Below are 25,888 nucleotides of genomic sequence, written 5' to 3' on the forward strand. Positions count from 1 at the left end.
CTAAGGAAAAAGGACATTGTCGGTCCCTGAAAAACATCTCTTGAAAACTGCTGCAATTGGACAGGCTTGGCTGGAATAGGACACGGGGCCGGGTTTACCTCCGGTAAACACTGCCTGATCCTTTTTCCTACGTCGTTTTAGCCGTTTTCGCTACGTTTTAGAGATGCTTGGAAAATGCGGCAGTATCCGTTAAAGCCGAATGATGTTCAACACGTCGCCCGACAGGCTGACCTGGACGCCGGCCCCCCACAGCGGGTCGCGGCGTAAATCTTCGGAAACCTTGTACTGCCCGGCGATGGAGAGCAGTTCAGCGCTCAATTGCTGACAGAAGATCCTGGCTTTGGTGTCGCCCTTGACACCGGCCAGCGCGCGGCCGCGCATCGGACCGTATACATGGATGTTGCCATCGGCCAGAAGTTCCGCGCCCGGGCTGACCGAGGACACCACCACCAGATCGCCACCCTGGGCATAAATCTGCTGTCCGCCGCGCACCGGCGAGGTAATGACCCGGGTCGGCTTGATTTCGGGCTCCGGCGGTTTTTCCGGTTTTTTCGCCGCTTCGGCCGGGGCCGGTTCCAACAAGCGCTCCCGGGCGCCGGACGGCGGCAGCACCGGAATGTCCACGGCGATGGCGGCGGCGATGTCTTCGATGCGGCTGGCGCGGATGGCCAGGGTGCGCAGGCCGTGCTGGCGGCAGACGCGCATCAGGCCCGGCAGGTCCACCGAGCCTTCGTGGGCCGGCAGCTTGTCCAGGGCCAGCACCAGGGGAGCGTTGCTGAAGAAGTTCGGCGCCTGGGCGACTTTGGCCGAAAGCTGCCGGTCAAGGCCCTCCAGGTCGTTGCGGGCCAGCTCCAGCACCGTAATGGCGAGCATGCTGCCCTTCAGCTGGAACACGGGATCTTGGTCTAGCGGTTCGGTTTGGCTCATGGTCGGCGTACAACGGCTTGTCACTAAAAGTGCCGAGACTTATAACGAGATCGTCCGCGAGCCGCAAGCCGGGTCGAACGATGTAGAATGCGCGGCCCATGTCTTTATGGAAGCTGTAATGGATCGCCCGCGTTTTCGAAGTGCTTTTTTTCACCCGCGTTTCTGGCTGCTATGGTGCGGCCTGGGGCTGCTGTGGCTGATCGTCCAGTTGCCTTATCCGTTGCTGCTGCGGATCGGGCGTGTCCTGGGGGCGCTGATGTACCGGGCGGCCGGCGACCGACGGCGCATCGCCAAGCGCAACCTGGAGCTGTGTTTTCCGCAAAAGTCCGCGGCTGAACGCAAGCGCCTGCTCAAGGAAAACTTTGCCTCCACCGGTATCGCCTTCTTCGAAATGGCCATGAGTTGGTGGTGGTCGCGTTCGCGGTTGGCCAGGCTGGCTCATGTCGAAGGGCTGGAACATCTCAAGCAGGCCCAACGCGAGGGCAAGGGCGTGATCCTGATGGCCCTGCACTTCACTACACTGGAAATCGGCGCGGCCTTGCTCGGCCAGCAACACACCATTGACGGCATGTACCGTGAGCACAAGAATCCGTTGTTCGACTACGTCCAGCGCCGGGGCCGCGAACGGCACAACCTCGATTCCCTGGCGGTGGAGCGTGAAGATGTGCGCGGCATGCTCAAGCTGCTGCGTGCCGGCCGGGCGATCTGGTACGCGCCGGATCAGGATTACGGCGCCAAGCAGAGTGTGTTCGTGCCGTTGTTCGGCATCCAGGCGGCCACGGTGACCGCCACCAGCAAGTTCGCCCGCCTCGGCAAGGCGCTGGTGGTGCCGTTCGTCCAGGAGCGCCTGGCCGATGGCAGCGGCTATCGTCTGGTGATCCAGGCGCCGTTGGAAGGTTTTCCGGGTGAAACCGAGGAAGCTGATTGCATCCGTATCAATCGGTGGGTGGAGCAGTCGGTGAGCGACTGTCCCGAGCAATACCTCTGGGCCCACCGGCGTTTCAAGAGTCGTCCGCCGGGCGAGCCGAAGCTGTACGGCAAGCGCGGTTGAGTCAGCAGTTCCCATCCATGAGCACGGAGTGTTGCGATGATCCCAGCTGAACCGGTCACAGGTTTGATTCTTTCCGGCGGCGGGGCTCGGGCGGCGTATCAGGTGGGGGTATTGGCGGCAATCGCCGAATTGTTGCCGGACGAGGCGCAGAACCCGTTTCCGGTGATTGTCGGCACCTCGGCCGGGGCGATCAATGCGGTCAGCCTGGCGAGCGGGGCGATGCACTTCAAGACGGCCATCGAGCGGTTGACCGCGTTCTGGCAGGCGGTGCGCAGCCATCAGGTCATGCGCAGCGACTGGTGGGGAGTGCTGGGCCAGGCAAGGCGTTTCCTTGGCCATAGCCTGCTGGGCCTGGGGGCACGGTTGCCGGTGGCGCTGATCGACAGTTCCCCCCTGCGTGATTTGCTCGAAGCACAGTTCCACGCTTCGGGTATCGAGCAGGCCATCGCAGAACACCAATTGCGTGCGGTGGCGGTGACGGCGTTCGGTTATGAGTCCGGCCAGGCCGTGACGTTCTACCAGGGTCGCGGGACTATCGACGCCTGGCTGCGCCATCGGCGGATCGGCGTGCCGACGGTCCTGTCGGTCGAGCATCTGCTGGCCAGTTCGGCGATTCCCCTGCTGTTCGCGCCGGTCAAGATCGGCCCGCAGTATTTCGGCGACGGTGCGGTGCGCCAGTCGGCGCCCATCAGCCCGGCGTTGCACCTGGGCGCGAATCGGGTGCTGGTCATCGGTGTCAGCGGCAACCCTCGCGGGCTCGCTGCGGCGGTGCCGGTGGCGCGCAGCTACACCGGCCTGCAACCGACCCTGGCGCAGATCGGCGGGCACATGCTCAACAGTACCTTCATCGACAGCCTGGAAAGCGATATCGAGTTGCTTCAGCGCCTGAACGGGTTCAGTCATTTGCTGCCCGATGACGTACCGGCCCATGCCCTGGGCGCGGCACCGGTAGATGTGCTGGTGATTTCTCCGAGCCAGCCGATTGACGAAATCGCCGCCCGCCATCGCCAGGAGCTGCCCCGTGCACTACGGCTGTTCCTGCGCGGGCCAGGCGCGACCAAGACCAGCGGCGCCAGTGTATTGAGCTATCTGCTGTTCGAGGCCGGGTATTGCAACGAACTGATCGAGTTGGGCCGCCAGGACGCGCTGGCCCAGCGCGTTGAGCTGAGCCGGTTCCTGGGGTTGGCTCAGGATTGATGCCGGCTGACCCGGCGCCATCGCGAGCAGGCTCGCTCCCACAGGGATTGGGGATATTCAGTCGGATCGGGGTGATGACAAGAATCGCAGTACTGCCGCCACAATAGCTTCCGGCGCATCTTCCTGGACCAGATGCCCGGCGTTCGGCACCGGGTGGAATTGCGCGCCTGGGATCAGTTTGTGCAACGCCCGACCGCGTTCGATGGGGATCCATTGGTCATCTTCTCCCCACATTATCTGCGTCGGGCAGCGCACGCTCGAATACAGGCCCTCTGCCTCGCGGGTGTAGCACTCGTCCATCTGCGCAATCTGCCGATAGAACGCGGCCTGGCCGGTCTCGCCGAGCCACGGCTGCACGTAGGGCGCCAGTTCTGCGTCCGGGATGTCCCGTTTGATCGCGCCGCGGATATACGTCGGCACAATGGCGCGCTGAATGTAATCGGGCAGGCCGCTGAAGGCCGCTTCATGCCGGCGCACATGCTGGACGAAGGGAGAGCCCCAAGGCGACAGCGCCACCGGGTCGATCAGCGTCAGGCTGCGGTAGTTCTTGCCGTTCAGCAGGTGCGTGCGCAGGGCGGTGGCGCCGCCAAAGTCGTGGGCCAACACATCGGGGCAGTCCAGGCCCCAGTGCTCCAGCAATTGCGCGAACAGGTGGTTCTGTACGCCGAGGGAGACATCGGCATCGGGTTGCGCGGATTGGCCATAACCCAACAGGTCAAAGTAATGCACGCGGTGGGTGGCGCTGAAGAGCGGGGCGATACGATGCCACACGTAGGACGAAAATGGCGTGCCATGGACGAATACCAGCGGCGGCCCTTCGCCGTGGATGGCGTAGCGAATGGCGTGTCCGTTGAAGGTGTATACCTGATCCAGGGGCCAGTTGGTCATGGTCGATGCTCCACTGAAGAGGGGTCAGGGGATAGAGCATAGGCCATTGCAGTTTTCCTGGGGAAAACACACCTGTGGCGAGGGGATTCATCTGTGGAGAGGGGCAATCTGTGGCGAGGGGATTTATCCCCGCTGGCGTGCGCAGCGCGCCCCAAAGATACGAAGCGAATTGATGCTGGAAATTGGGGCTGCTTCGCAGCCCAGCGGGGATAAATCCCCTCGCCACAGATAATCCCCTGCCACAGAAGCTGTTTTCAAGATTGGGGCCGCGGGTTACTCGCCCCGATAGATGCAGCCGCTGGTGCACGTCTCATGAATGCGGATGGCGCTGAGTTCCGGCAGCAACGGCTTGAGTTCGTTCCAGATCCACTTGGCGAGGACTTCGCTGGTCGGGTTTTCCAGGCCAGGGATGTCGTTGAGGTAGTTGTGGTCCAGGCGCTCGTAGAGCGGCTTGAAGATCGCCTTGATCTCCGAGAAGTCACGAATCCAGCCGGTGTGCGGGTCGATGTCGCCGCTCAGGTGAATCGCCACCTTGAACGAGTGGCCGTGCAGGCGGCCGCACTTGTGGCCGTCCGGTACGTGGGGCAGGCGGTGGGCGGATTCGAAGGTGAATTCTTTGAAGATTTCCACAGGTTCAGGCTCTTTAAGGTAGCGGTCGCGAGGCAGGCGGCGGAGTTTATCAGTTTGGCTCCGGCGTTGCGCGCTCATGCTGACTAAAGGGTCAGCAAACGCTCGCCCAGCCCACCGTTGGCCGCCAACTCGAGGAATTCGTCGCCCAGGCGACGGCTCTCGTCCATCGCCGTCTGCCAGTAGGTACGGCGGCTCGTGTCATCGCCCATGAAACGCTTGAAGTCGTTCCGGTCCGGCAGCTTGCCGTAGGGCAGGCGGGCCAGGTACTCACGGGACGGCGCCAGCAACAGGACATCTTGCAGGCGTTCGATGTTGCCCCGGCGCCACGGCAGGCTCTTGTCGAACCAGCCGGGAATGACCCGGTCGGTGAAATGGGGATACAGCACGATGTCTTCGCCGCTGTAAGGCAGGTCGAGGTGATAGTCCAGCAAGCCGCCGTCGCGGTAGGTACCGGCCCCGGCCCCCGGCAGGTCGCGTACCCCCTCCATTACCATCGGAATCGAGCCCGAGGCCAGCAGCGCCTGGCGCAGATTGTCGGCCGCCAGCGGCACGAAGCGTGATGGGAAATCGTTCAAGGGATGCAGTGGCGGTGCCAGGCGCGGGTCGTGGACGATCAGCCGTTCGAAATGCCGCGACAGCCGCGCCCGGCCTCGCAGGTTGTCGGCGATCACCGACGACAGGCCCAGGCCCAGCCGCCCGCGATGATCCTGCGCGAGCAAGCCGTGGCTTTTGACGACCATGATGTTGAGACGGTAATGCGGGTTGGCGAGGATCGTCGCGTCGCGACCTTCGAGCAGGTCGTCGAGCATGCGTTGCGAACTCTGGCTGACCCCGGCCATGGTCACACCCTTGGCGAAACTCTGTCCGTTGTACAAGCTGCCCAGGCGCCGGATGCCCTCGGCGGCATCCGGCAGGCAAGCGCTGGCGAAGCGCCAGGAGCCCACGGAAGCCCCGATCAACGAACGCTCCCTTGGGGCGGCGGGCAACCAATCGCCAAACAGCGCCAGGTCCAACCCCTGGATACCCAGGGCCTTGGGGCCACCGGCGGCGCCCGGCAGGATGCCGACGTCGGCCGCCTTCAGGCCGGCTTCGCGAATCCGCGCCAGGGCACGAGGGCCGGCCTTGAGGGTGAGGGCGGGAAACTTGATGTGAATGGCGGTCATACCGGTCTCTTGGCGTGGGCAGGCCACGAATTATAGCGACACAATCCCTTGTGGGAGCGAGCCTGCTCGCGATGGCGTCCTATCAGTCACATCAATTCAACTGACCCACAGCCATCGCGAGCAGGCTCGCTCCCACAGGGCCCGGTCGTTGATCTGGGTTCCATGATGGCAATTCAGTTTCAGTTAAGTTCACCCGGCTACAGTCGCTTCGTGACGATTATAAAAAGGAGATAACCCTTGAACCGCCTGACTGCCTTTTTCATCGCAACGCTCATGGCTTTGGGCGCCAGCCTTGCCCACGCACGGGACCTCGGCCCCGACGAATCCCGAAAACTGCAAGACGCTGGTACCATTCAATCCTTTGAAAAACTCAATGCCGCTGCCTTGGCCAAGCACCCTGGCGCCACCTTGACCGATACCGAGCTGGAAGAAAAGTACGGCAAGTTCATCTATCAGGTGGAGCTGCGCGACACCCAGGGCATTGAATGGGATATGGAATTGGACGCCGTTACCGGCAAGGTGCTCAAGAATCATCAGGATACTTAATGAAGCTTAATCTCTGCTCCCGCAGTCGATGGCCGCTGGTGCTGCTGGCGTTTTGTTCGGCGGTCATGGCTCGGGACCTGGACCAGGACGAGGCCCTGCAACTGCGCCAGCGGGGGGTGATCCTGCCGCTGGAGCAACTGCTGCAACAGGCACTGGACCTGCACCCCGGCGCCAAGTTGCTGGAGGCCGAGCTGGAAGAGAAACACGGCGTCTATATTTACGAGGTCGAGCTGCTGGATACCGATGGCGTCGTGCGCGAACTGGACCTGGAGGCCGCATCCGGCCGTTTACTCAAAGATAAGGAAGACTGATGCGCCTGCTTCTGGTGGAAGATCACGTTCCCCTGGCCGACGAGTTGATGGCCGGGTTGACACGGCAGGGCTATGCCGTCGACTGGCTCGCCGATGGTCGCGACGCGGTGTACCAAGGCAGCAGCGAACCCTATGACCTGATCATCCTCGACCTTGGCCTGCCGGGTGTGCCGGGGCTCGAAGTACTGGCCCAATGGCGTGCCGGCGGGATGAGTACTCCGGTGCTGATCCTCACCGCCCGCGGTTCCTGGGCCGAACGCATCGAAGGCCTCAAGGCCGGTGCCGACGATTACCTGACCAAGCCTTTTCATCCCGAGGAACTGCACCTGCGGGTCCAGGCGTTGCTGCGCCGCTCCCATGGCCAGGCCAATCAGCCGACGCTTCAGGCCGCCGGGCTGCATCTGGATGAGGGGCGCCAATGCGTGGTCCGCGACGGCGCGGACATCCAGCTGACCGCCGCTGAATTTCGCTTGCTGCGCTATTTCATGCTTCACCCCGAGCAGATCCTCTCCAAGAGCCATCTCGCCGAACATCTGTATGACGGCGAAACCGAGCGGGACTCCAATGTGCTGGAAGTCCATGTCAATCACCTGCGACGCAAGCTGGGACGCAGCGTGATCGAAACCCGTCGCGGCCAGGGTTACCTGTTCGGCGGGCAGGCCCGGTGAGATCCATCCAGCGAGGGCTGAGCCTGGGCCTGATCGGTGTGATGGTGGTGGTTGGCCTGGTCCTGGCGCAGACCAGCCTGTGGCTGTTCGAGCTGGGATTGCAGCGCTATCTGGAGGCCGGGCTGCGCAACGACAGCGAAAGCCTGCTGGTAGCCCTGGTGCGTGGTCCCCAGGGGCTGCAGCTGGATGAACGGCGTCTGTCGCCGGCCTATCTGCGACCCTTCTCTGGACATTATTTCCGCATCGATTTCGCCGACGTGCACTGGCGCTCCCGTTCCCTCTGGGACCAGGAACTGCCCCGGCTCGACCATCCGGGCCTGCACGCAAACCTGCAACTGGGGCCTGAAGGCCAGAAACTGCTGGTATTGCGCACTGACTACCGGCGCCTGGGCCAAGCGATTTCCATCAGCGTGGCTCAGGACTACACGCCTGTGCGCGACAGTTTCCTGCGCATGCAGCAGATCGGCCTTGGCCTTGGCCTGGCGGGGCTGTTGCTGATCCTGTTGCTGCAACGGTTCACGGTGCGCCGCGCCCTGCGTCCGCTGGAGAAAGCCCGGGAACAGATCGCGCAACTGCAGCGTGGACAACGCTCGCAACTCGACGAGCAGGTGCCCCTGGAGCTGGAACCGCTGGTGGCGCAGATCAACCATCTGCTGGCTCACACCGAAGACAGTCTCAAGCGCTCGCGCAACGCCCTGGGCAACCTGGGCCATGCCCTGAAAACCCCGTTGGCGGTGTTGCAGAGCTTGGCCTCGAACGAAAAACTCGACCCGTACCCCGAATTGCGCAGCTTACTGCTCGAACAACTGGAGCAGGTGCGCCAGCGCCTGAACCGTGAGCTCAACCGCGCCCGACTGGCCGGCGATGCCTTGCCCGGCGCGCAGCTGGACTGCGATGCGGAACTGCCAGGGCTGCTGGCGACGCTGAACATGATCCATGGCGAGCATCTGCACCTGAGTTATGTGGCCGCGCCAGGGCAGCACCTGCCCTGGGACCGCGAAGACCTGCTGGAGCTGCTGGGCAACCTGCTGGACAACGCCTGCAAGTGGGCGGATGCCGAGGTGCGCCTGAGCGTGACCGAGACGGCCGGGGCATTCATCCTGGCGGTGGAAGACGACGGCCCGGGCATTCCCGAGGAGCGGCGCGCGCAGGTCTTCAGCCGGGGCACGCGCCTGGACGAGCAGACCGACGGCCACGGCCTGGGGCTCGGAATCGTGCGGGACATCGTCGACACCTGGGGCGGGACGCTGACCCTGCACGACAGCGAGTGGGGCGGGCTGAAGGTCCTGATCGAACTGCCTCGGCGCTGATCGCGCCGAATCACCCTGTGGGAGCGAGCCTGCTCGCGATGACGGCGTATCAGCTTGCATCCAGGGTGACTGATCGGACGCTATCGCGAGCAGGCTCGCTCCCACAGGGGGGCTGCGCTGATTTTGAATACAGCAAACGCCCCGAAAGCCGCCGCACGGCCCTTGCAGCTTGGCGCCGCTTGCTGCAAAGTCCCCGCCTTTTTTCCGGTGGCTTTCCACCGCTGTGCCTTGAGGTAACGATGATAAATGCAGTAATTGCCGCGGTTGGCGTCATGCTGGTGCTCAGCCTGTCCCGCGTGCATGTGGTGATCGCGCTGATTATCGGCGCGTTGGTGGGTGGCCTGACGGGTGGCCTGGGCATCGAGGCGACGCTCAAGGCGTTCAACTCGGGTCTGGGTGGCGGTGCGACGGTGGCATTGTCCTATGCCTTGCTCGGCGCTTTCGCGGTGGCGATCGCCAAGTCCGGCATGGCCCACGCCCTGGCCGACAAGGCCCTGGCCCTGGTGGACCGCCAGGACGCCGCCGGTGGCTCTGGCGTCAAATGGGTGCTGATCGGCTTGCTGGGAGCGGTTGCCGTCGCCTCGCAGAACGTCCTGCCGATCCACATCGCCTTCATTCCGCTGCTGGTGCCGCCGCTGCTCTACGTGCTGACCAAGCTGCAGCTGGATCGTCGGCTGATCGCCTGCGTCATGACCTTCGGCCTGATCACCCCCTACATGTTCCTGCCCGTGGGCTTCGGCAACATTTTCCTCAATGAAATCCTGCTGGCCAACATCGCCCGCAGCGGCGTGGACGTCAGTGGCATCAACGTCACCCATGCCATGGGCATCCCAGCGCTGGGCATGGTGTTCGGCTTGCTGCTGTCGTTGTTCAGCTACCGCAAGAAGCGTGTCTACGACCTGAAGAAGATCGCCCGGGTCGAGCAGGTGGCGGTGCGCTACAACCCGATGAGCCTGATGGTGGCCGGGCTCGCCGTGGCGGCAGCGTTCGCGATTCAGTTGCTGGTGGACTCTATGATCATCGGCGCCCTGGCCGGCTTCCTGATTTTCTCGCTATCGGGGGTGGTGCGCTGGCGCGAGACTGACGACCTGTTCACCGAAGGCATGAAGATGATGGCGATGATCGGCTTCATCATGATCGCCGCCTCGGGGTTCGCCGAGGTGATGAAGGCCACTGGTGAAGTCCAGAGCCTGGTGGAAACCTCGGCGGCCTGGATCGGCCACAGCAAGGGCATTGGCGTGCTGATGATGTTGCTGGTGGGCCTGTTGGTGACCATGGGCATCGGCTCGTCGTTCTCTACCGTACCGATCCTGGCGACGATTTTCGTGCCGCTGTGCCTGCAACTGGGCTTCAGCCCGCTGGCGATCGTCTGCATCGTCGGCACCGCCGGCGCCCTGGGCGATGCGGGCTCGCCTGCCTCGGACTCGACCCTCGGACCGACCTCCGGTCTGAACATCGACGGCCAGCACCACCATATCTGGGACACCGTGGTCCCGACCTTCATCCACTACAACCTGCCGCTGCTGGCGTTTGGTTGGGTGGCGGCGATGGTGTTGTAGTCCGAAAACCGAGTCGCTTCCACCGCGAGCAGGCTCGCTCCCACATTGGAATGCATTTCCCTGTGGGAGCGAGCCTGCTCGCGATTGCTTTTGAGATTGCCCTACAGTTTTTCCCAAGCTTGCCGTTAATACAGCTAACCACGCCAATAACACCAACAAGAGTGACCAGCATGCGCCTGAGCCTGAAGGCTAAAGTCCTGTCCCTGGCAATATTGCCGGTACTGTTGTCTGCGGTGATCATCAGCCTGACCACGGCTTTCATCTTGACGGAGCAAGCCGGTAAAGAGGTCCAGCAGACCCGCGAACGCCTGCTCGCCGACGCCAAGGCCACCCTGCAGAGCTACGTGGCGGTGGGTTTGACCGCCATCAAGCCGCTGTACGATGCGGCCGCTCCCGGTGATAACGCGGCGCGGGCCGAGGCCATCAAACTGCTGTCGAACATCAGTTACGGCAAGGACGGCTACTTCTTCGGCTACGACTCCGAAACCGTGCGCCTGTTCAAGGCCAACAGCCCCGACGGCGTGGGCAAGAGTTTCAAGGAAAACCGCGACCCGAACGGTGTCTACGTCAACCGTGACTTGGTGAAAGTCGCCAAGGACGGGACTCACTACCTCGAATACAGCTCGCCGCTGCCCAACAGCAAGGACCTGGTGCCCAAGCTCGGCTACACCGAATACCTGTCCAAGTGGGACATGGCGGTGGGTAGTTCGGTCAACCTGGACGGCATCGAAGCCCAGGTGGCCCTGGTGGAAGCCAAGGTCCATGAGCGTGTGCAAGGCGTGATATTGAGCATCATCGGTATCGCCGCCGTGGTGTTGCTGGTGATTGCGGTGGTGGGGATTCTGCTGGCCAACACCATCCTGCGACCTTTGCACCTGATGAAAGACAACCTCGACGACATCGCGGCGGGCGAGGGCGACCTGACCCGGCGCCTGGCGATCACCAGCCAGGACGAACTCGGCCAACTGGCCGGCTCGTTCAACCGCTTCGTCGACAAGATCCACGGCCTGGTGCGGCAGATCACCGACATGACTTCGCAACTGACCGGGCTGGTGACCCAGGTTTCCGAGCAGGCCCAGCGTTCCGAGCAGGCCATGGAGCGCCAGCGCCACGAAACCGACCAGGTCGCCACAGCGATCAACGAGATGTCGTCCGCCGCCCAGGAAGTGGCCCGCAGCGCCCAGGGCGCCGCCGTGGCCGCCCAGCAGACCGACGAAGAAGGTCAGTCTGCCAAGCGGGTGGTGGCCGGCAGCATCCAGCAGATTCATGCGCTGGTGAACGATATCCGCAGCAGTGGCGTGTCCCTGGACAGCCTGCAACAGGACGTGGCCTCGATTGTCAGCGTACTCGGCGTGATCCGTTCGATTGCCGAGCAGACCAACCTGCTGGCCCTCAACGCAGCCATCGAGGCGGCGCGTGCCGGGGAAGCGGGGCGTGGTTTCGCGGTGGTGGCCGATGAAGTGCGGGCCCTGGCCAGCCGGACCCAGCAGAGCACCCAGGAAATCCAGGGGATGATCGACCGCCTGCAATCGGGTACCCATGCGGCTGTGGAGGCGATGCGTCGCTCCAGTGAGGCCGGCGACGGCACATCGGTCCGGGCCAACGAGGCGGGAGCGTCCCTGGACACCATGGCGCAGTTGATCGGCACCATCAACTCGATGAATGCCCAGATCGCCAGCGCCGCGGAAGAGCAGACCGCGGTGGCCGAGGAAATCAACCGCAGCGTGCATCAGATCGCCGTGGCAGTGGACAGCGTCGCCGACGAAACCCAACTCGGCGCCCAGACCTCCCGCAGCCTGAACGAGCTGGGCCAGCGCCTGGGCAAACTGGTCGGACAGTTCCGTATCTGACGGCCAGGAGCTGCCGAAGGCTGCGATCTTCTGCTTCCGATCCAGATGTCTTCGCCTGGGATACCAGGCCCTATCGGGAAAGGAGGATCGCAGCCTTCGGCAGTTCCTGCCGTGGTCCGTTGGTTGGCACTCATCCCTGTTGGAGTGGTGAGCCAGCTGAACATTCATGACTGACACACCGCTATCGCGAGCGGGCTCGCTCCCACAGGGTCCGGGCTTGATCGGATAGCGTCACCACCAATCCCTTGTGGGAGCGAGCCTGCTCGCGATAGCGGTGGTTCAGTTGGCAAGCCCCTCCTATGACTTGCGCAGATCGCGCATCAACAACCCGAACCGCAGATCCACCGCATCCGGTATCGGCACGTACACCACATGCCCGTCCCCCGGCGCGACGTCGATGCTCTGGCCTTTCACGTCCTGTAGTTGATGCAGGTCGAAGTGGAAATTGCCCTTTGGCGTCATCAACTCCATGTGGTCGCCCAACTCGAAGCGGTTCTTGACCCGTACTTCGGCCAGGCGTTCGCGCCGCTCGCCGGTGAGTTCGCCGACGAACTGCTGGCGCTCCGATACTGAACTGCCGTTCTGATAGTTCTGATATTCGTCATGCACATGCCGACGCAGGAAGCCCTCGGTGTAGCCCCGCTGGGCCAGTGACTCCAGGTCGGTCATCAGGCCCAGGTCGAATTTGCGGCCGGCCATGGCGTCATCGATCGCCCGGCGATACACCTGGGTGGTGCGCGCGCAGTAGAAGTGCGACTTGGTCCGGCCTTCGATCTTCAGGGAATGCACGCCCATGCGGGTCAGCCGCTCCACATGCTGCACGGCCCGCAGGTCCTTGGCGTTCATGATGTAGGTGCCGTGCTCGTCCTCGAACGCCGGCATGGATTCGTCCGGACGGTTGGCTTCTTGGAGCAGGAACACCTGATCGGTGGGCGCGCCGAGGCCCAGGGTGGGTTCAGGTTGATAGCTCTGCACGATGTCGCCCACGGCGTTTTCCACCGCTGGCTGGGCTGAGTATTTCCAGCGACAGGCGTTGGTGCAACTGCCCTGGTTGGCGTCGCGCCGGTTCAGGTAGCCCGATAACAGGCAGCGCCCGGAATAGGCCATGCACAGGGCCCCGTGGACGAACACTTCCAGTTCCATGGCCGGCACCTGCTGACGGATCTCGGCGATTTCCTCCAGGGACAGTTCCCGGGAAAGGATGATCCGGCTCAGGCCCTGTTGTTGCCAGAACTCGACACTCGCCCAGTTCACCGTGTTGGCCTGCACCGACAGGTGGATCGGCATCTGTGGGAAATGCCGTCGCACCAGCATGATCAGCCCCGGGTCGGACATGATCAGCGCATCGGGCGCCATGGCAATCACCGGCTCGAGGTCCTTGAGGAAAGTGCGCAGCTTGGCGTTGTGCGGCGCAATGTTCACCACCACGTAGAAGCGCTTGCCCGAAGCTTGGGCTTCACGAATGCCCAGGGCCAGGTTGGCATGGTCGAATTCATTGTTGCGCACCCGCAGGCTGTAGCGCGGCTGGCCGGCGTAGACCGCGTCGGCGCCGTAGGCGAAGGCATAGCGCATGTTCTTCAGGGTGCCGGCCGGGGCAAGCAGTTCGGGGGCTACGAGGGGCATGGTGGCGTCTGATCGCAAAAAGCGCCGACGGTACGCCACGGCCGGCCTGGCGTTATTGATCTGGATCAAAGAGGGCGGTGAACGCAACGGCACTCCGGCGAATCCCGACGGACTAACACTTATCGAGCCTGTGACATGGAAAGCCAATGAACCGAAAGAGCCTGCAATACAAATCCCAGATGCTGCTGCTGATCCTGGTCAGCATCGCTTTCATCTGGATCCTGCTGCCGTTCTATGGCGCGGTCTTCTGGGCGGTCATCCTCGGCATCGTTTTCGCACCGATGCAGCATCGGCTGCAACTGAAGTTCGGCTGGCCGCGCAATGTCACGTCACTGTTCACCCTGGGCATCTGTGTGGTCATCGCGATCCTGCCGGTGATCGTCATCAGCACGCTGCTGGTCCAGGAAGGCACGGCGCTGTACAAGAGCCTGGAAAGCGGGGAGCTGGACATTGCCGACTACCTGGCGCGGTTCAAGGACGCCTTGCCGCCGTACTTTCAGCACCTGCTGGACCGCTTTGGGCTGGGTAACCTGAGCGGGTTGCGGGACAAGATCGTCAAGAGCGCCATGCAGGGCAGCGAGTTCTTCGCCACCCAGGCCTTCAGCTTCGGCCAGGGGACGTTTCAGTTCCTGGTCAGCTTCTTTGTGATGCTTTACCTGCTGTTCTTCTTCTTGCGCGACGGCGCGGAATTGGTGCGCAAGGTCCGCGCGGCCATTCCCCTGGCGGAGTACCAGAAACGGCGCCTGCAATTGAAGTTCAATCGGGTGGTGCGGGCGACAGTCAAGGGCAACCTGCTGGTCGCGATCACCCAGGGGGCGCTGGGTGGGCTGATCTTCTGGGTCCTGGGGATTTCAACGGTGCTGCCCTGGGCCGTGCTGATGGCCTTCCTGTCGCTATTGCCAGCGGTGGGGGCGGGCATCGTCTGGGCGCCGGTGGCGGTGTATTTCCTGCTCTCCGGGGCGATCTGGCAAGGCGTTGTGCTGACGCTGTTCGGGGTGTTCGTGATCGGCCTGGTGGATAATCTTCTGCGCCCGATCCTGGTGGGCAAGGACACCAAGATGCCTGACTACATGGTGCTGGTCTCGACACTGGGCGGCCTGGCGGTGTTCGGGCTGAACGGGTTCGTGATCGGGCCGCTCATCGCTGCCTTGTTCATTTCCTGTTGGGCCCTGTTTGTCGAAAGCACGCCTCGGGTGAAATTGCCCTAGCCGTGACTATCACGCGCTCAACAGGTAGGTGCCGATGCGCTGCGACAAGGCCTGGGCGGCGGGCAGTGAAGTCAGTGGGCCGCTGATGGTGACCCCGTCCTGGACCAGGTACCAGCAGGCCAACAGGCCACGTTCACGGAGTGCGGCGGGGACGGCGCTGCCAATGACAGACATGATTTGAATGTTGAGCATGGGAACCTCCATCTATCGATGGGAGTACCTTACGACTCAGTCGGCGAAGGGAGAAATCAACTGCTTCAATAGTGGGAATCGATGCCGCTCAATCGACCACCAGATCGAGCATATGCACCACTTCCCGTTCATTGAGCACGCCCTTGCGTACCAGGTTTTCCGTCAACAACGAAAGGAACTTGGCGGTGCGATGGCCTTCCAGGTGCTTGAGCTCGGTCAGCGCGTTGTACACCTTGCCGGAGGTGCACAGGCCGACGATGCGGTGGGGGTTTTGCGTGGGCATACCTTCGTCCTTGTTGTTATGAAGCTGTTGTTGACGGACAGGGCCAGCTTGCGGCACTGCCATGACGCTCACGTGACAGCTCGAGTTGGCGGAAAACAAAGCAGGATTCAGACCATAATGCCTTCTTGGCACCGGAATATTGTTCCGGTAGCGACCTCTGGCGGGCCTTATACGGCCTCCAACAGGTTTTTTGCCCACAAAAAAGCCCCTGGATCTTTCGATTCAGGGGCTTTTGATGTTGCTGTCTGGCTCCACGACCTGGACTCGAACCAGGGACCCAGTGATTAACAGTCACTTGCTCTACCAACTGAGCTATCGCGGAATGACGCGTATGTTACTGATTGGAAAAGAGAAGTCAAGCTTTGGGTGGTGGGCGGTGGGTTTGATTGGCCGTGGGGGGGACTCAAACACTTGTTACCGCTTCACACAAGTAAGGATCGCGCCGCAAAAACGACTGTGGGAGCGAGCCTGCTCGCGATGGCGGAGGGTCATCCAACATTGATGTTGAATGATTCGCCGCCGTCGCGAGCAGGCTCGCTCCCACAGGTTTTATGCGGTTTTTCAGATCACCTGGACAATCGCCTTGGTCACCGCCTCGATGTTTTTCTGATTCAGCGCGGCCACGCAGATGCGGCCGGTATCCAGGGCATAGATGCCGAACTCGTTGCGCAGGCGCGTCACTTGTTCAACGGTCAGGCCGGAGTAGGAGAACATCCCCCGCTGGCGTGCGACGAAGCTGAAATCCCGGTGCGGCGCGGCTTTGGCCAGCATGTCCACCATCTGGTTGCGCATGCCGCGGATCCGCAGGCGCATTTCTGCCAGTTCGGCTTCCCACTGGGCCCGCAGTTCGGGGCTGTTGAGTACGGCGGCAACGATGCTGGCACCGTGGGTCGGTGGGTTGGAGTAGTTGGTGCGGATCACGCGCTTGACCTGGGACAGCACGCGAGCACTTTCTTCCTTCGATTCGCTGACGATCGACAGGGCGCCCACGCGCTCGCCGTACAGGGAGAACGACTTGGAGAAGGAGCTGGAGGCAAAGAAAGTCAGGCCCGATTCGGCGAACAGGCGCACGGCCGCCGCGTCTTCGTCGATGCCGTCGCCAAAGCCCTGGTAGGCCATGTCCAGGAACGGCACATGGTTCTTGGCCTTGACCACGGCCAGGACGTTTTTCCAGTCCTCGGGGCTCAGGTCCACGCCGGTCGGGTTGTGGCAGCAGGCGTGCAGCACGACGATCGAGCGGTCGGGCAGGGCGTTGAGGTCTTCCAGCAGGCCGGTACGGTTCACGTCGTGGGTGGCGGCGTCGTAGTAGCGGTAGTTCTGCACCGGGAAACCGGCGGTTTCGAACAGGGCGCGGTGGTTTTCCCAGCTCGGGTCGCTGATGGCCACGACGGCGTCAGGCAGCAGTTGCTTGAGGAAGTCGGCGCCGATCTTCAGGGCGCCGGTGCCGCCCACGGCCTGGGTGGTGATGACGCGGCCGGAGGCGATCAGTGGCGAGTCCTTGCCGAACAGCAGGGTCTGGACCGCCTGGTCATAGGCCGCGATGCCGTCGATCGGCAGGTATCCGCGGGAAACGTGCTGAGCCACGCGAATCGTCTCGGCTTCGACAACGGCGCGCAGAAGCGGAATGCGCCCCTCTTCATTGCAGTAAACGCCCACGCCCAGGTTGACCTTATCGGTACGGGTGTCGGCGTTGAATGCTTCGTTGAGGCCCAGGATTGGGTCGCGGGGTGCCAATTCGACAGCGGAAAACAGGCTCATTAGTGCGCGGCTCTGAATGGAGTGTGGAGGGACGTGTGGCGCTCCAGCCGGATGCACTAGAGCGGTGCACAAACGGGGAGCTAGTATAGAGGCCATCACCGGGCAGGGCGACAGGCGATTCGGTTTTTACGGTAAGTATTTTCGATTTTTTTCGACCGTTAGTCCCTTAGCCGCGTCAAAGACTCAAAGGCGTGTAGGACGTTCGTCTTGAAAGCGAAGGCATTCACCTCCACATTGTCTGCATTCCAGCTTTTTCCTCGGGCGACATCAGTCGTTTCGGTCTTCCTCATTCCCGTCGCCTGGCCGACAGGCGTGAACCCAGGGGTTATGTTATGTCTGAATTCCAGCTAGTCACCCGATTCAAGCCCGCTGGCGACCAGCCGGAAGCCATCCGCCTGATGGTCGAAGGCATCGAGGCGGGGCTGGCCCACCAGACGTTGCTCGGTGTGACCGGATCGGGCAAGACCTTCAGCATCGCCAACGTGATCGCCCAGGTGCAGCGCCCGACCCTGGTGCTGGCGCCGAACAAGACCCTGGCGGCGCAGCTGTATGGCGAGTTCAAGGCGTTTTTCCCCAATAACGCGGTGGAGTACTTCGTTTCCTACTACGACTACTACCAGCCGGAAGCCTACGTGCCGTCGTCGGACACCTTCATCGAGAAGGATGCCTCGATCAACGACCACATCGAGCAGATGCGACTGTCGGCGACCAAGGCGTTGCTTGAGCGCAAGGACGCGATCATCGTCACCACGGTGTCGTGCATCTATGGCCTGGGCAGTCCGGAAACGTACCTGAAGATGGTGCTGCACGTGGATCGCGGCGACAAACTCGACCAGCGTGCCTTGGTGCGCCGCCTCGCGGACCTGCAATACACCCGCAACGACATGGACTTCGCCCGGGCCACGTTCCGGGTGCGCGGCGATGTGATCGACATCTACCCGGCGGAATCCGACCTGGAGGCGATCCGCATCGAGCTGTTCGATGACGAAGTAGAGAGCATTTCGGCGTTCGATCCGCTGACCGGCGAGGTGATCCGCAAGCTGCCGCGCTTTACCTTCTACCCCAAGAGCCATTACGTCACGCCGCGGGAGACCCTGCTGGACGCCATTGACGGCATCAAGGCCGAGCTCCAGGAGCGCCTGGAGTACCTGCGCTCGAACAACAAGCTGGTGGAAGCCCAGCGCCTGGAGCAGCGGACCCGGTTCGACCTGGAAATGATCCTTGAGCTGGGCTACTGCAACGGCATCGAAAACTACTCGCGCTACCTGTCGGGCCGCCCGGCGGGCGCGCCACCACCGACCTTGTATGACTACCTGCCGGCCGACGCCTTGCTGGTGATCGACGAATCCCACGTCAGCGTGCCCCAGGTCGGCGCGATGTACAAAGGCGACCGGTCTCGCAAGGAAACCCTGGTGGAATACGGCTTCCGTCTGCCTTCGGCGCTGGACAACCGGCCGATGCGCTTCGATGAATGGGAAAGTGTGAGCCCGCAGACCATCTTCGTCTCGGCCACCCCCGGCAACTACGAGGCCGAGCACGCCGGCCGCGTGGTCGAGCAAGTGGTACGGCCGACCGGCCTGGTGGACCCGCAAGTCGAAGTGCGCCCGGCACTGACCCAGGTCGACGACCTGCTGTCGGAAATCAACAAGCGCGTGGCCATTGACGAGCGGGTCCTGGTGACTACCCTGACCAAGCGCATGGCCGAGGACCTCACCGATTACCTGGCCGACCATGGCGTGCGGGTGCGGTACCTGCACTCGGACATCGACACGGTGGAGCGGGTCGAGATCATCCGTGACCTGCGGCTGGGCACCTTCGACGTGGTGGTGGGCATCAACCTGCTGCGCGAAGGCCTGGACATGCCGGAAGTGTCGCTGGTGGCGATCCTCGACGCCGACAAGGAAGGCTTCCTGCGTTCCGAGCGTTCGCTGATCCAGACCATTGGCCGGGCGGCGCGTAACCTCAATGGTCGGGCGATCCTGTATGCCGACCGCATCACCGGTTCCATGGAACGGGCCATCGGCGAGACCGAGCGCCGTCGCGACAAGCAGATCGCCTTCAACCTGGCCAACGGCATCACGCCCAAGGGGGTGTTCAAGGACGTGGCCGACATCATGGAAGGTGCCACCGTGCCCGGTTCGCGCAGCAAGAAGCGCAAGGGCATGGCCAAGGCCGCCGAAGAGAGCGCCCGCTACGAAGCGGAGCTGCGCTCGCCAAGCGAAATCACCAAGCGCATCCGGCAGTTGGAGGAGAAGATGTACCAACTGGCCCGGGACCTGGAGTTCGAGGCCGCGGCGCAGTTGCGGGACGAGATTGGCAAGTTGCGGGAGCGATTGCTCACTGTCTGAGTTTTGCAGTGGCCTTAAGGGCCTCATCGCTAGCAGGCTCGCTCCCACAGGGATTTGTGAACGCCACAAGTCCAGTGTGGGAGCGAGCCTGCTCGCGATGGGCGCGACCCGGTCTGCCAGGTGCCACTCAAATCCCCCTCTGACTGGAGCCCGCCCACCAACGCCTGTTACCATTCGCCCCCTGTTTCATCTTCGCTTTTCTATTCTTTCCGAGACATGCCATGACCACCGTCCGTACCCGCATCGCGCCTTCGCCCACTGGCGATCCCCATGTCGGCACCGCCTACATCGCTTTGTTCAACTATTGCTTTGCCAAGCAGCACGGCGGTGAGTTCATCCTGCGGATCGAGGACACCGACCAGTTGCGTTCGACGCGCGAGTCCGAACAGCAGATTTTCGACGCCCTGCGCTGGCTCGGCATCGACTGGAGCGAAGGTCCGGACGTTGGCGGCCCGCACGGCCCGTACCGGCAGAGCGAGCGTGGCGACATCTACAAGCAGTATTGCCAGCAACTGGTGGACATGGGGCACGCGTTCCCCTGCTTCTGCACCGCCGAAGAGCTGGACCAGATGCGCGCCGAACAGATGGCCCGCGGCGAAACCCCACGCTACGACGGCCGCGCGTTGCTGCTGTCCAAGGAAGAAGTCGCCCGGCGCCTGGCCGCTGGCGAGCCCCATGTGATCCGCATGAAGGTGCCGAGCGAAGGCGTCTGCGTGGTGCCGGACATGCTGCGTGGCGATGTCGAGATCCCGTGGGATCGCATGGACATGCAAGTGCTGATGAAGACCGACGGCTTGCCGACGTACTTCCTGGCCAACGTGGTCGACGACCACCTGATGGGCATCACCCACGTCCTGCGTGGGGAAGAGTGGCTGCCATCGGCGCCGAAACTGATTCTGCTCTACGAATACTTCGGCTGGGAGCAACCGCAGCTGTGCTACATGCCGCTGCTGCGTAACCCGGACAAGAGCAAGCTGTCCAAGCGCAAGAATCCGACTTCGGTGACGTTCTACGAGCGCATGGGCTTCATGCCCGAGGCGATGCTCAACTACCTGGGCCGCATGGGCTGGTCGATGCCGGACGAGCGCGAGAAGTTCTCGCTGCAGGAAATGGTCGAGCATTTCGACCTGTCGCGGGTGTCCCTGGGCGGTCCGATCTTCGACATCGAGAAACTGTCCTGGCTCAACGGCCAATGGTTGCGCGACCTGCCGGTGGAAGAGTTCGCCGCACGTGTGCAGAAGTGGGCATTGAACCCCGAGTACATGATGAAGATCGCTCCGCACGTGCAGGGCAGGGTGGAGACGTTCAGCCAGATCGCGCCGCTGGCCGGCTTCTTCTTTGCCGGTGGCGTGACGCCGGATGCGAAGCTGTTCGAATCCAAGAAGCTCTCGGGCGACCAGGTGCGCCAGTTGATGCAATTGATCCTGTGGAAGCTGGAAAGCCTTCGCCAGTGGGAAAAGGACAGCATCACCGCGACCATCCAGGCCGTGGTCGAATCCCTGGAGCTGAAATTGCGTGACGCCATGCCGCTGATGTTCGCCGCCATTACCGGCCAGGCCAGCTCGGTGTCGGTGCTCGATGCGATGGAAATCCTCGGGCCGGACCTGACCCGTTTCCGTCTGCGCCAGGCCATCGATCTGCTCGGTGGCGTGTCGAAGAAGGAGAACAAAGAGTGGGAAAAACTGCTGGGCGCGATTGCCTAAGCGGTCGTCAGGGCAGGGCATACCCCGGTTTTCCGGGGTTTGTCGGTAAGTGATTGTTATCCCGGCAAAAAATTTTCAAATTTGTTGAAAATAAATTTGACAGCCCTCCGATACGCCCTTAAGATTCGCCCCGTCCTCAGCGATGAGGGGCTATAGCTCAGCTGGGAGAGCGCTTGCATGGCATGCAAGAGGTCGACGGTTCGATCCCGTCTAGCTCCACCAATCGTCAGGTTCAAGGTCTGGCCACACCGGCCTTGAATCGATCAGTTCTCAGCGCTGATCAAGCAAGAAGGTTTGTGTCCCCTTCGTCTAGTGGCCTAGGACACCGCCCTTTCACGGCGGTAACAGGGGTTCGAGTCCCCTAGGGGACGCCAGTTTTACAGAAGCGATGTTGCAAGATGTCGCTCCGCCGCGAGGCGAAAAACCTGGGGCTATAGCTCAGCTGGGAGAGCGCTTGCATGGCATGCAAGAGGTCGACGGTTCGATCCCGTCTAGCTCCACCAATTTACATTCAAGGCCTGGCCACACCGGCCTTGAAGCGATCGACACGCAGTGTTGATCAGCAGTTAGAAGGGTTTGCGTCCCCTTCGTCTAGTGGCCTAGGACACCGCCCTTTCACGGCGGTAACAGGGGTTCGAGTCCCCTAGGGGACGCCACGATTACCCGCTCTGCGGGATTTTATAAGGGTCATTCAATTCTTGAATGGCCCTTTTGTTTGTCTGGCGTTCAGCCAATTCTCCCATCCTCGAAAAATAGACGGCCGACCAGCGGAACGAGATTCTGCTTGCGGAAAATTATTATGTGAATAATATTGTGATCGTAATATTTGGAGGCGAACGATGAGCGATAAAAAAGCACAGACCCGTGAACGCATTATCAAGGCCGCCAGCGACGCGCTGATCCAGCGTGGCCCGGCCGAGCCGAGCGTGGGCGAGGTAATGGGGGCGGCCGGGCTGACAGTGGGCGGGTTCTACGCCCATTTCGAAAGCAAGGATGCGTTGATGCTGGAGGCGTTCAAGCAACTGCTCAGTCGGCGCCGCGGCTTGATCGCCGACATGGATGCCGAACTGACCGGCGAAGAGCGGCGTGCCCTGGTGGCGGCGTTCTACCTGTCGCGCAAGCATCGGGACTCCACCGAAAACGCCTGCCCGATCCCGGCGTCGATTGGTGAGCTGGGACGGCTGCCGGATCCGTTTCGTGAAGTGCTCAACGAACACATTGAGTTAATGGCTGCGCAATTGGCGGCCAGCCCGGAAGACGCCGACAAGGCCCTCGCCGATATTGCCTTGATGGTCGGTGGCCTGGCCCTGGCTCGGGCGCTGGGCCCGGGAGAGTTATCGGATCGTGTGCTGCGCGCGGCCAAATCCGCGGTGCGGTGAGCTAAGGCGCAAGCCGTGGGAGAAGAGCGATGGACAGATTGAGCTGGATTCGTGGCGTCAACGGCACGCTGGGGCGGGTGGCTCCGCGTTTGGTGGCAAGGAAAATGCGCGCGCTGTTCATGCATCCCCGGAACCTGCCGCCACGGGACTGGGAATTGCCATTGCTGGCAAGCTCCGAGCGCATCACCTTGCGCTTCGGTCTTTCGGCCCTGCGTTGGGGCAAAGGCCCGACCGTCTTGTTGATGCATGGCTGGGAAGGGCGGCCTACGCAGTTCGCCGCGCTGATCACGGCGCTGGTGGGCGCCGGTTATACGGTGGTGGCGCTGGACGGTCCAGCCCATGGCCGCTCGCCTGGCCGTGAGGCGAACGTCCTGTCGTTCGCCAGGGCGATGCTCGAAGCCGCAGCGGAATTGCCGCCGTTGCAAGCGGTGATCGGGCATTCCATGGGCGGGGCCAGTGCCATGCTCGCGGTGCAGTTGGGGCTTCGTACCGAGACGCTGGTCAGCATTGCCGCACCTGCACGTATCCTGGCTGTGCTGCGCGGCTTCGCCCGGCTGGTAGGCCTGCCGCCCCAGGCGCGTTCGGCCTTCATCCGCCAGGTGGAAAAGGACGTGGGCATGCGCGCCTCGACGCTGGATGTCGCGCATTATCAGCTGGATGTGCCGGGGTTGATCGTCCATGCCGAGGACGATACGTCTGTCTCGGTCAAGGAGTCGCAGTTGATCCATGAGGCCTGGTTTGACAGCCGCCTGCTGCGCTTGCCCCAGGGTGGGCACCAGCGGGTGCTGGCCGATCCCCGCGTCATCGATGGCGTGTTATCGCTGCTGGCCGGGCGCAATCTGCAGGCGCGGCAATCGGCCTGAGTTGTGGGAGCAAGGCTTGCCCGCGATTGCATCGGTAGATTCAACATTGATGCAGTTTGACCCGCCGTCATCGCGGGCAAGCCCGGCTCCCACAGGGATCGGGTACACTGCCCCGATCCACATTCGACCGGGAGAGGGGCATGGGCTGGGATCGGGCAACACCGTTCATCATTGATCTTCAAGTAGCCGCCGAAGACATCGACGGGCTGGGCCACGCCAACAACGCGGTCTACGTCACCTGGCTCGAACGCTGTGCCTGGCGCCATTCCCAGCGCCTGGGGCTGGATCTGGCGGAGTACCGCCGATTGGACCGGGCGATGGCGGTGGTGCGCCATGAAGTCGATTACCTGGCGGCCGCCTACGAAGGTGACGAACTGCAACTGGCCACCTGGATCGTCGACTGGGACCAGCGACTGAAGATGACCCGGCATTTCCAGCTGATCCGCCCCAGTGACAACACCACCGTGCTGCGGGCGCAGACCACATTTGTCTGCATCGAACTCTCCACCGGCAAGCCCAAGCGCATGCCGCCGGAGTTCATCGAAGGCTATGGCCCGGCGCTGGAGGCCTGCGGTACAGCCGGCGTCCTTGCAAGCTGATCCACCGCCATCGCGAGCAGGCTCGCTCCCACAAGGGATTTGCGCGGCTGGACATTTACTGTGGGAGCGAGCCCTGCTCGCGATGGCGGCGGCACATCCAGCATCACGGCAAACTGACCCACCGCTATCGCGAACAGGCTCGCTCCCACAGAATCCGGTAAACTGCCGCACGTTTTTTCGTTGAGTACGTTTTCCCATGCAAATTGCCCTGGCGCCCATGGAGGGGTTGGTCGACAACATCCTGCGGGACGTCCTGACGCGCGTCGGTGGTATCGACTGGTGCGTGACCGAGTTCATCCGTGTCAATGATCGCCTGCTTACACCGGCCTATTTCCACAAGCTCGCCCCCGAGTTGCTGACCGGCGCCCGGACCGCCGCCGGCGTGCCGCTGCGGGTGCAATTGCTGGGTTCCGACCCGGTGTGCCTGGCGGAAAACGCAGCGCTGGCCTGTGAATTGGGCTCGGAAGTGGTCGATCTGAATTTCGGCTGCCCGGCCAAGACGGTGAACAAGTCCCGCGGCGGCGCGGTGTTGCTCAAGGAACCGGAACTGCTCAACCAGATCGTCGAACACGTCCGTCGCGCGGTGCCAAAGCACATCCCCGTCACGGCCAAGATGCGCCTGGGCTTCGACAGTCCGGACGGTGCGCTGGTCTGCGCCACGGCACTGGCCGAAGGCGGGGCGGAGCACATCGTGGTGCACGCGCGGACCAAGACGGACGGCTACAAGCCGCCGGCCCATTGGGAGTGGATCCCCCGGGTGCAGGACGTGGTCAAGGTGCCGGTGTTCGCCAATGGGGATATCTGGAGCGTCGAAGATTGGCGTCGTTGCCGTGAAATCAGCGGCGTCGAGGACATCATGCTCGGTCGCGGCCTGGTCTCCCGCCCGGACCTGGCCCGGCAGATCGCCGCCGCCCGCGCCGGTGAAGAGGTGGTGCAGATGTCCTGGGCCGAGCTGCAACCGATGCTCCAGGATTTCTGGATGCAAGTGGTCGACCAGCTGACGCCGCGCCAGGCGCCCGGGCGCCTGAAGCAGTGGCTGGCGATGTTGACCCGCAATTATCCCGAAGCGGTCGAGCTGTTTACCGCACTGCGTCGGGAAACCGAGCTCGACGCCGTAGGCCGTTTGCTGGGTGTGCAGCGCACCGAAGCGGCCTGAAAAAAATTTCGAAAATAGCTCTTGAAAAGTATTTGGCGACCCCTAGATAAGGGGTACGCGATGCCGAATTCGGGTCGCGGAGACAAAAAACCTTGCTGAACTTTTCAGGAGATTTGAATCATGAGTACTGCATTTTCGCTGGCCCCTCTGTTCCGTTCCTCGGTGGGCTTCGACCGTTTCAACGACCTGTTCGAAACCGCCCTGCGCAACGAACCGGGCAGCAGCTATCCACCCTACAACGTGGAAAAATACGGTGATGATGAATACCGTATCGTAGTCGCCGCCGCTGGCTTCCGGGAAGAAGACCTGGACCTGCAGGTGGAAAAAGGTGTGCTGACCATCAGCGGCGGTAAGCGCGAGGCCAGCAACGACAGCGTGACCTACCTGCATCAGGGCATCGCCCAGCGTGCATTCAAGCTGTCCTTCCGGTTGGCGGATCATATCGAGATCAAATCCGCCGGCCTGAGCAACGGCCTGTTGAGCATCGACCTGTTGCGGGTGATTCCGGAAGAGGCGAAAGCCAAGCGCATCCCGATCAACGGTGCGCAGCAGCAACCCGCGCTGCAGAACTGATGCATCGCCACTGAAAAAGGGCGCCGAAAGGGCGCCCTTTTTCATATCGAAAACTTTGTAAAACTCCATTGTGGCGAGGGGATTTATCCCCGCTGGGCTGCGT

General features: G+C 62.4%; 24 protein-coding genes and 5 tRNA genes. 20 read left to right on the top strand and 9 right to left on the bottom strand.

The genetic code is table 11. The features are described 5' to 3' along the window. Positions 1–189: 189 nt before the first annotated feature. Positions 190–927 (bottom strand): septum site-determining protein MinC, encoded by a 738-nt coding sequence (gene minC / locus N005_RS07125; protein WP_047700549.1) that lies wholly within the window; start codon positions 925–927, stop codon positions 190–192. 118 nt (positions 928–1,045) lie between these two features. Between minC and N005_RS07130 the strand changes: the two genes are divergently transcribed. After that, positions 1,046–1,978 (top strand): lipid A biosynthesis lauroyl acyltransferase, encoded by a 933-nt coding sequence (locus tag N005_RS07130; RefSeq protein WP_047700550.1) that lies wholly within the window; start codon positions 1,046–1,048, stop codon positions 1,976–1,978. A 36-nt stretch (positions 1,979–2,014) separates the two neighbouring features. Then, a complete protein-coding gene (locus tag N005_RS07135) occupies positions 2,015–3,175 on the top strand; it encodes a patatin-like phospholipase family protein (RefSeq protein WP_047700551.1) in 1,161 nt (386 codons plus the stop codon). Between the two features lie 57 nt (positions 3,176–3,232). Here the strand turns inward: N005_RS07135 and N005_RS07140 are convergent, their stop codons facing one another. The 3 genes from N005_RS07140 to N005_RS07150 all read right to left on the bottom strand — a co-directional run bounded on the left by N005_RS07140 (position 3,233) and on the right by N005_RS07150 (position 5,856). Beyond that, complete coding sequence (locus tag N005_RS07140; protein ID WP_047700552.1) at positions 3,233–4,063, bottom strand: alpha/beta fold hydrolase; 831 nt, start codon at positions 4,061–4,063, stop codon at positions 3,233–3,235. Between the two features lie 273 nt (positions 4,064–4,336). Next, positions 4,337–4,693: a 6-carboxytetrahydropterin synthase QueD gene (gene queD, locus N005_RS07145; RefSeq protein ID WP_047700553.1), complete on the bottom strand. Its 357-nt coding sequence runs from the start codon at positions 4,691–4,693 to the stop codon at positions 4,337–4,339. An 83-nt stretch (positions 4,694–4,776) separates the two neighbouring features. After that, positions 4,777–5,856 carry a patatin-like phospholipase domain-containing protein gene (locus tag N005_RS07150; RefSeq protein WP_047700554.1) on the bottom strand — a complete coding sequence of 360 codons (1,080 nt, stop codon included), beginning with the start codon at positions 5,854–5,856 and terminating at the stop codon, positions 4,777–4,779. A gap of 237 nt (positions 5,857–6,093) precedes the next feature. Between N005_RS07150 and N005_RS07155 the strand changes: the two genes are divergently transcribed. The 6 genes from N005_RS07155 to N005_RS07180 all read left to right on the top strand — a co-directional run bounded on the left by N005_RS07155 (position 6,094) and on the right by N005_RS07180 (position 12,100). Then, positions 6,094–6,402, top strand: a complete 309-nt coding sequence (locus tag N005_RS07155) for a PepSY domain-containing protein (RefSeq protein ID WP_144402634.1) — start codon at positions 6,094–6,096, stop codon at positions 6,400–6,402. Next, positions 6,402–6,713 (top strand): PepSY domain-containing protein, encoded by a 312-nt coding sequence (locus N005_RS07160; RefSeq protein WP_047700555.1) that lies wholly within the window; start codon positions 6,402–6,404, stop codon positions 6,711–6,713. The genes N005_RS07155 and N005_RS07160 overlap by 1 nt, the downstream gene beginning before the upstream one ends. Then, positions 6,713–7,381 carry a response regulator transcription factor gene (locus tag N005_RS07165; RefSeq protein WP_047700556.1) on the top strand — a complete coding sequence of 223 codons (669 nt, stop codon included), beginning with the start codon at positions 6,713–6,715 and terminating at the stop codon, positions 7,379–7,381. The genes N005_RS07160 and N005_RS07165 overlap by 1 nt, the downstream gene beginning before the upstream one ends. Further along, positions 7,378–8,691, top strand: coding sequence for a sensor histidine kinase (locus N005_RS07170; RefSeq protein ID WP_047700557.1), 1,314 nt, complete (start codon positions 7,378–7,380; stop codon positions 8,689–8,691). The genes N005_RS07165 and N005_RS07170 overlap by 4 nt, the downstream gene beginning before the upstream one ends. Positions 8,692–8,933: 242 nt before the next feature. After that, on the top strand, positions 8,934–10,250 hold the full coding sequence (locus N005_RS07175; protein WP_162843638.1) for a Na+/H+ antiporter family protein: 1,317 nt from the start codon (positions 8,934–8,936) through the stop codon (positions 10,248–10,250). A 170-nt stretch (positions 10,251–10,420) separates the two neighbouring features. Further along, positions 10,421–12,100: a methyl-accepting chemotaxis protein gene (locus N005_RS07180; RefSeq protein WP_047700559.1), complete on the top strand. Its 1,680-nt coding sequence runs from the start codon at positions 10,421–10,423 to the stop codon at positions 12,098–12,100. Between the two features lie 297 nt (positions 12,101–12,397). Here N005_RS07180 and trhP read toward each other — a convergent pair whose 3' ends face one another. After that, complete coding sequence (gene trhP, locus N005_RS07185) at positions 12,398–13,723, bottom strand: prephenate-dependent tRNA uridine(34) hydroxylase TrhP (RefSeq protein WP_047701019.1); 1,326 nt, start codon at positions 13,721–13,723, stop codon at positions 12,398–12,400. 146 nt (positions 13,724–13,869) lie between these two features. On the opposite strand from trhP, the gene N005_RS07190 reads away from it, so the two are divergent. Then, positions 13,870–14,931 carry an AI-2E family transporter gene (locus tag N005_RS07190; protein ID WP_047700560.1) on the top strand — a complete coding sequence of 354 codons (1,062 nt, stop codon included), beginning with the start codon at positions 13,870–13,872 and terminating at the stop codon, positions 14,929–14,931. A 9-nt stretch (positions 14,932–14,940) separates the two neighbouring features. Here N005_RS07190 and N005_RS07195 read toward each other — a convergent pair whose 3' ends face one another. From N005_RS07195 to N005_RS07210, 4 genes are all read right to left on the bottom strand, one after another. Further along, a complete protein-coding gene (locus tag N005_RS07195; RefSeq protein ID WP_047700561.1) occupies positions 14,941–15,123 on the bottom strand; it encodes a hypothetical protein in 183 nt (60 codons plus the stop codon). 88 nt (positions 15,124–15,211) lie between these two features. Beyond that, complete coding sequence (locus tag N005_RS07200) at positions 15,212–15,406, bottom strand: hypothetical protein (RefSeq protein ID WP_047700562.1); 195 nt, start codon at positions 15,404–15,406, stop codon at positions 15,212–15,214. Between the two features lie 246 nt (positions 15,407–15,652). Beyond that, positions 15,653–15,728, bottom strand: a tRNA-Asn gene (locus tag N005_RS07205). A gap of 239 nt (positions 15,729–15,967) precedes the next feature. After that, positions 15,968–17,164 (bottom strand): amino acid aminotransferase, encoded by a 1,197-nt coding sequence (locus N005_RS07210; RefSeq protein ID WP_047700563.1) that lies wholly within the window; start codon positions 17,162–17,164, stop codon positions 15,968–15,970. A 332-nt stretch (positions 17,165–17,496) separates the two neighbouring features. Here N005_RS07210 and uvrB point away from each other — a divergent pair, with 332 nt between their 5' ends. The 11 genes from uvrB (at position 17,497) to N005_RS07265 (ending at position 25,785) form a co-directional block, all read left to right on the top strand. Beyond that, positions 17,497–19,512: an excinuclease ABC subunit UvrB gene (gene uvrB / locus N005_RS07215; protein WP_047700564.1), complete on the top strand. Its 2,016-nt coding sequence runs from the start codon at positions 17,497–17,499 to the stop codon at positions 19,510–19,512. A 221-nt stretch (positions 19,513–19,733) separates the two neighbouring features. Then, entirely contained in the window at positions 19,734–21,215 is a 1,482-nt protein-coding gene (gltX, locus tag N005_RS07220) for a glutamate--tRNA ligase (protein ID WP_041023763.1), read from the top strand. A gap of 146 nt (positions 21,216–21,361) precedes the next feature. Beyond that, positions 21,362–21,437, top strand: a tRNA-Ala gene (locus N005_RS07225). A 76-nt stretch (positions 21,438–21,513) separates the two neighbouring features. Further along, positions 21,514–21,589, top strand: a tRNA-Glu gene (locus tag N005_RS07230). A gap of 53 nt (positions 21,590–21,642) precedes the next feature. Then, positions 21,643–21,718, top strand: a tRNA-Ala gene (locus N005_RS07235). Positions 21,719–21,795: 77 nt separating this feature from the next. Further along, positions 21,796–21,871, top strand: a tRNA-Glu gene (locus N005_RS07240). A 183-nt stretch (positions 21,872–22,054) separates the two neighbouring features. Continuing rightward, positions 22,055–22,594 carry a TetR/AcrR family transcriptional regulator gene (locus N005_RS07245; RefSeq protein WP_047700565.1) on the top strand — a complete coding sequence of 180 codons (540 nt, stop codon included), beginning with the start codon at positions 22,055–22,057 and terminating at the stop codon, positions 22,592–22,594. A 29-nt stretch (positions 22,595–22,623) separates the two neighbouring features. Next, positions 22,624–23,457, top strand: a complete 834-nt coding sequence (locus N005_RS07250; protein ID WP_047700566.1) for an alpha/beta fold hydrolase — start codon at positions 22,624–22,626, stop codon at positions 23,455–23,457. A 140-nt stretch (positions 23,458–23,597) separates the two neighbouring features. After that, entirely contained in the window at positions 23,598–24,056 is a 459-nt protein-coding gene (locus N005_RS07255) for an acyl-CoA thioesterase (protein WP_047700567.1), read from the top strand. Positions 24,057–24,252: 196 nt separating this feature from the next. Next, complete coding sequence (locus N005_RS07260) at positions 24,253–25,212, top strand: tRNA dihydrouridine synthase (protein ID WP_047700568.1); 960 nt, start codon at positions 24,253–24,255, stop codon at positions 25,210–25,212. 120 nt (positions 25,213–25,332) lie between these two features. Further along, on the top strand, positions 25,333–25,785 hold the full coding sequence (locus tag N005_RS07265) for an Hsp20 family protein (RefSeq protein WP_047700569.1): 453 nt from the start codon (positions 25,333–25,335) through the stop codon (positions 25,783–25,785). The last annotated feature ends 103 nt before the right edge of the window (positions 25,786–25,888 follow it).

The organism is Pseudomonas mediterranea CFBP 5447 (assembly GCF_000774145.1).
Taxonomy (GTDB): Bacteria; Pseudomonadota; Gammaproteobacteria; order Pseudomonadales; family Pseudomonadaceae; genus Aquipseudomonas; species Aquipseudomonas mediterranea.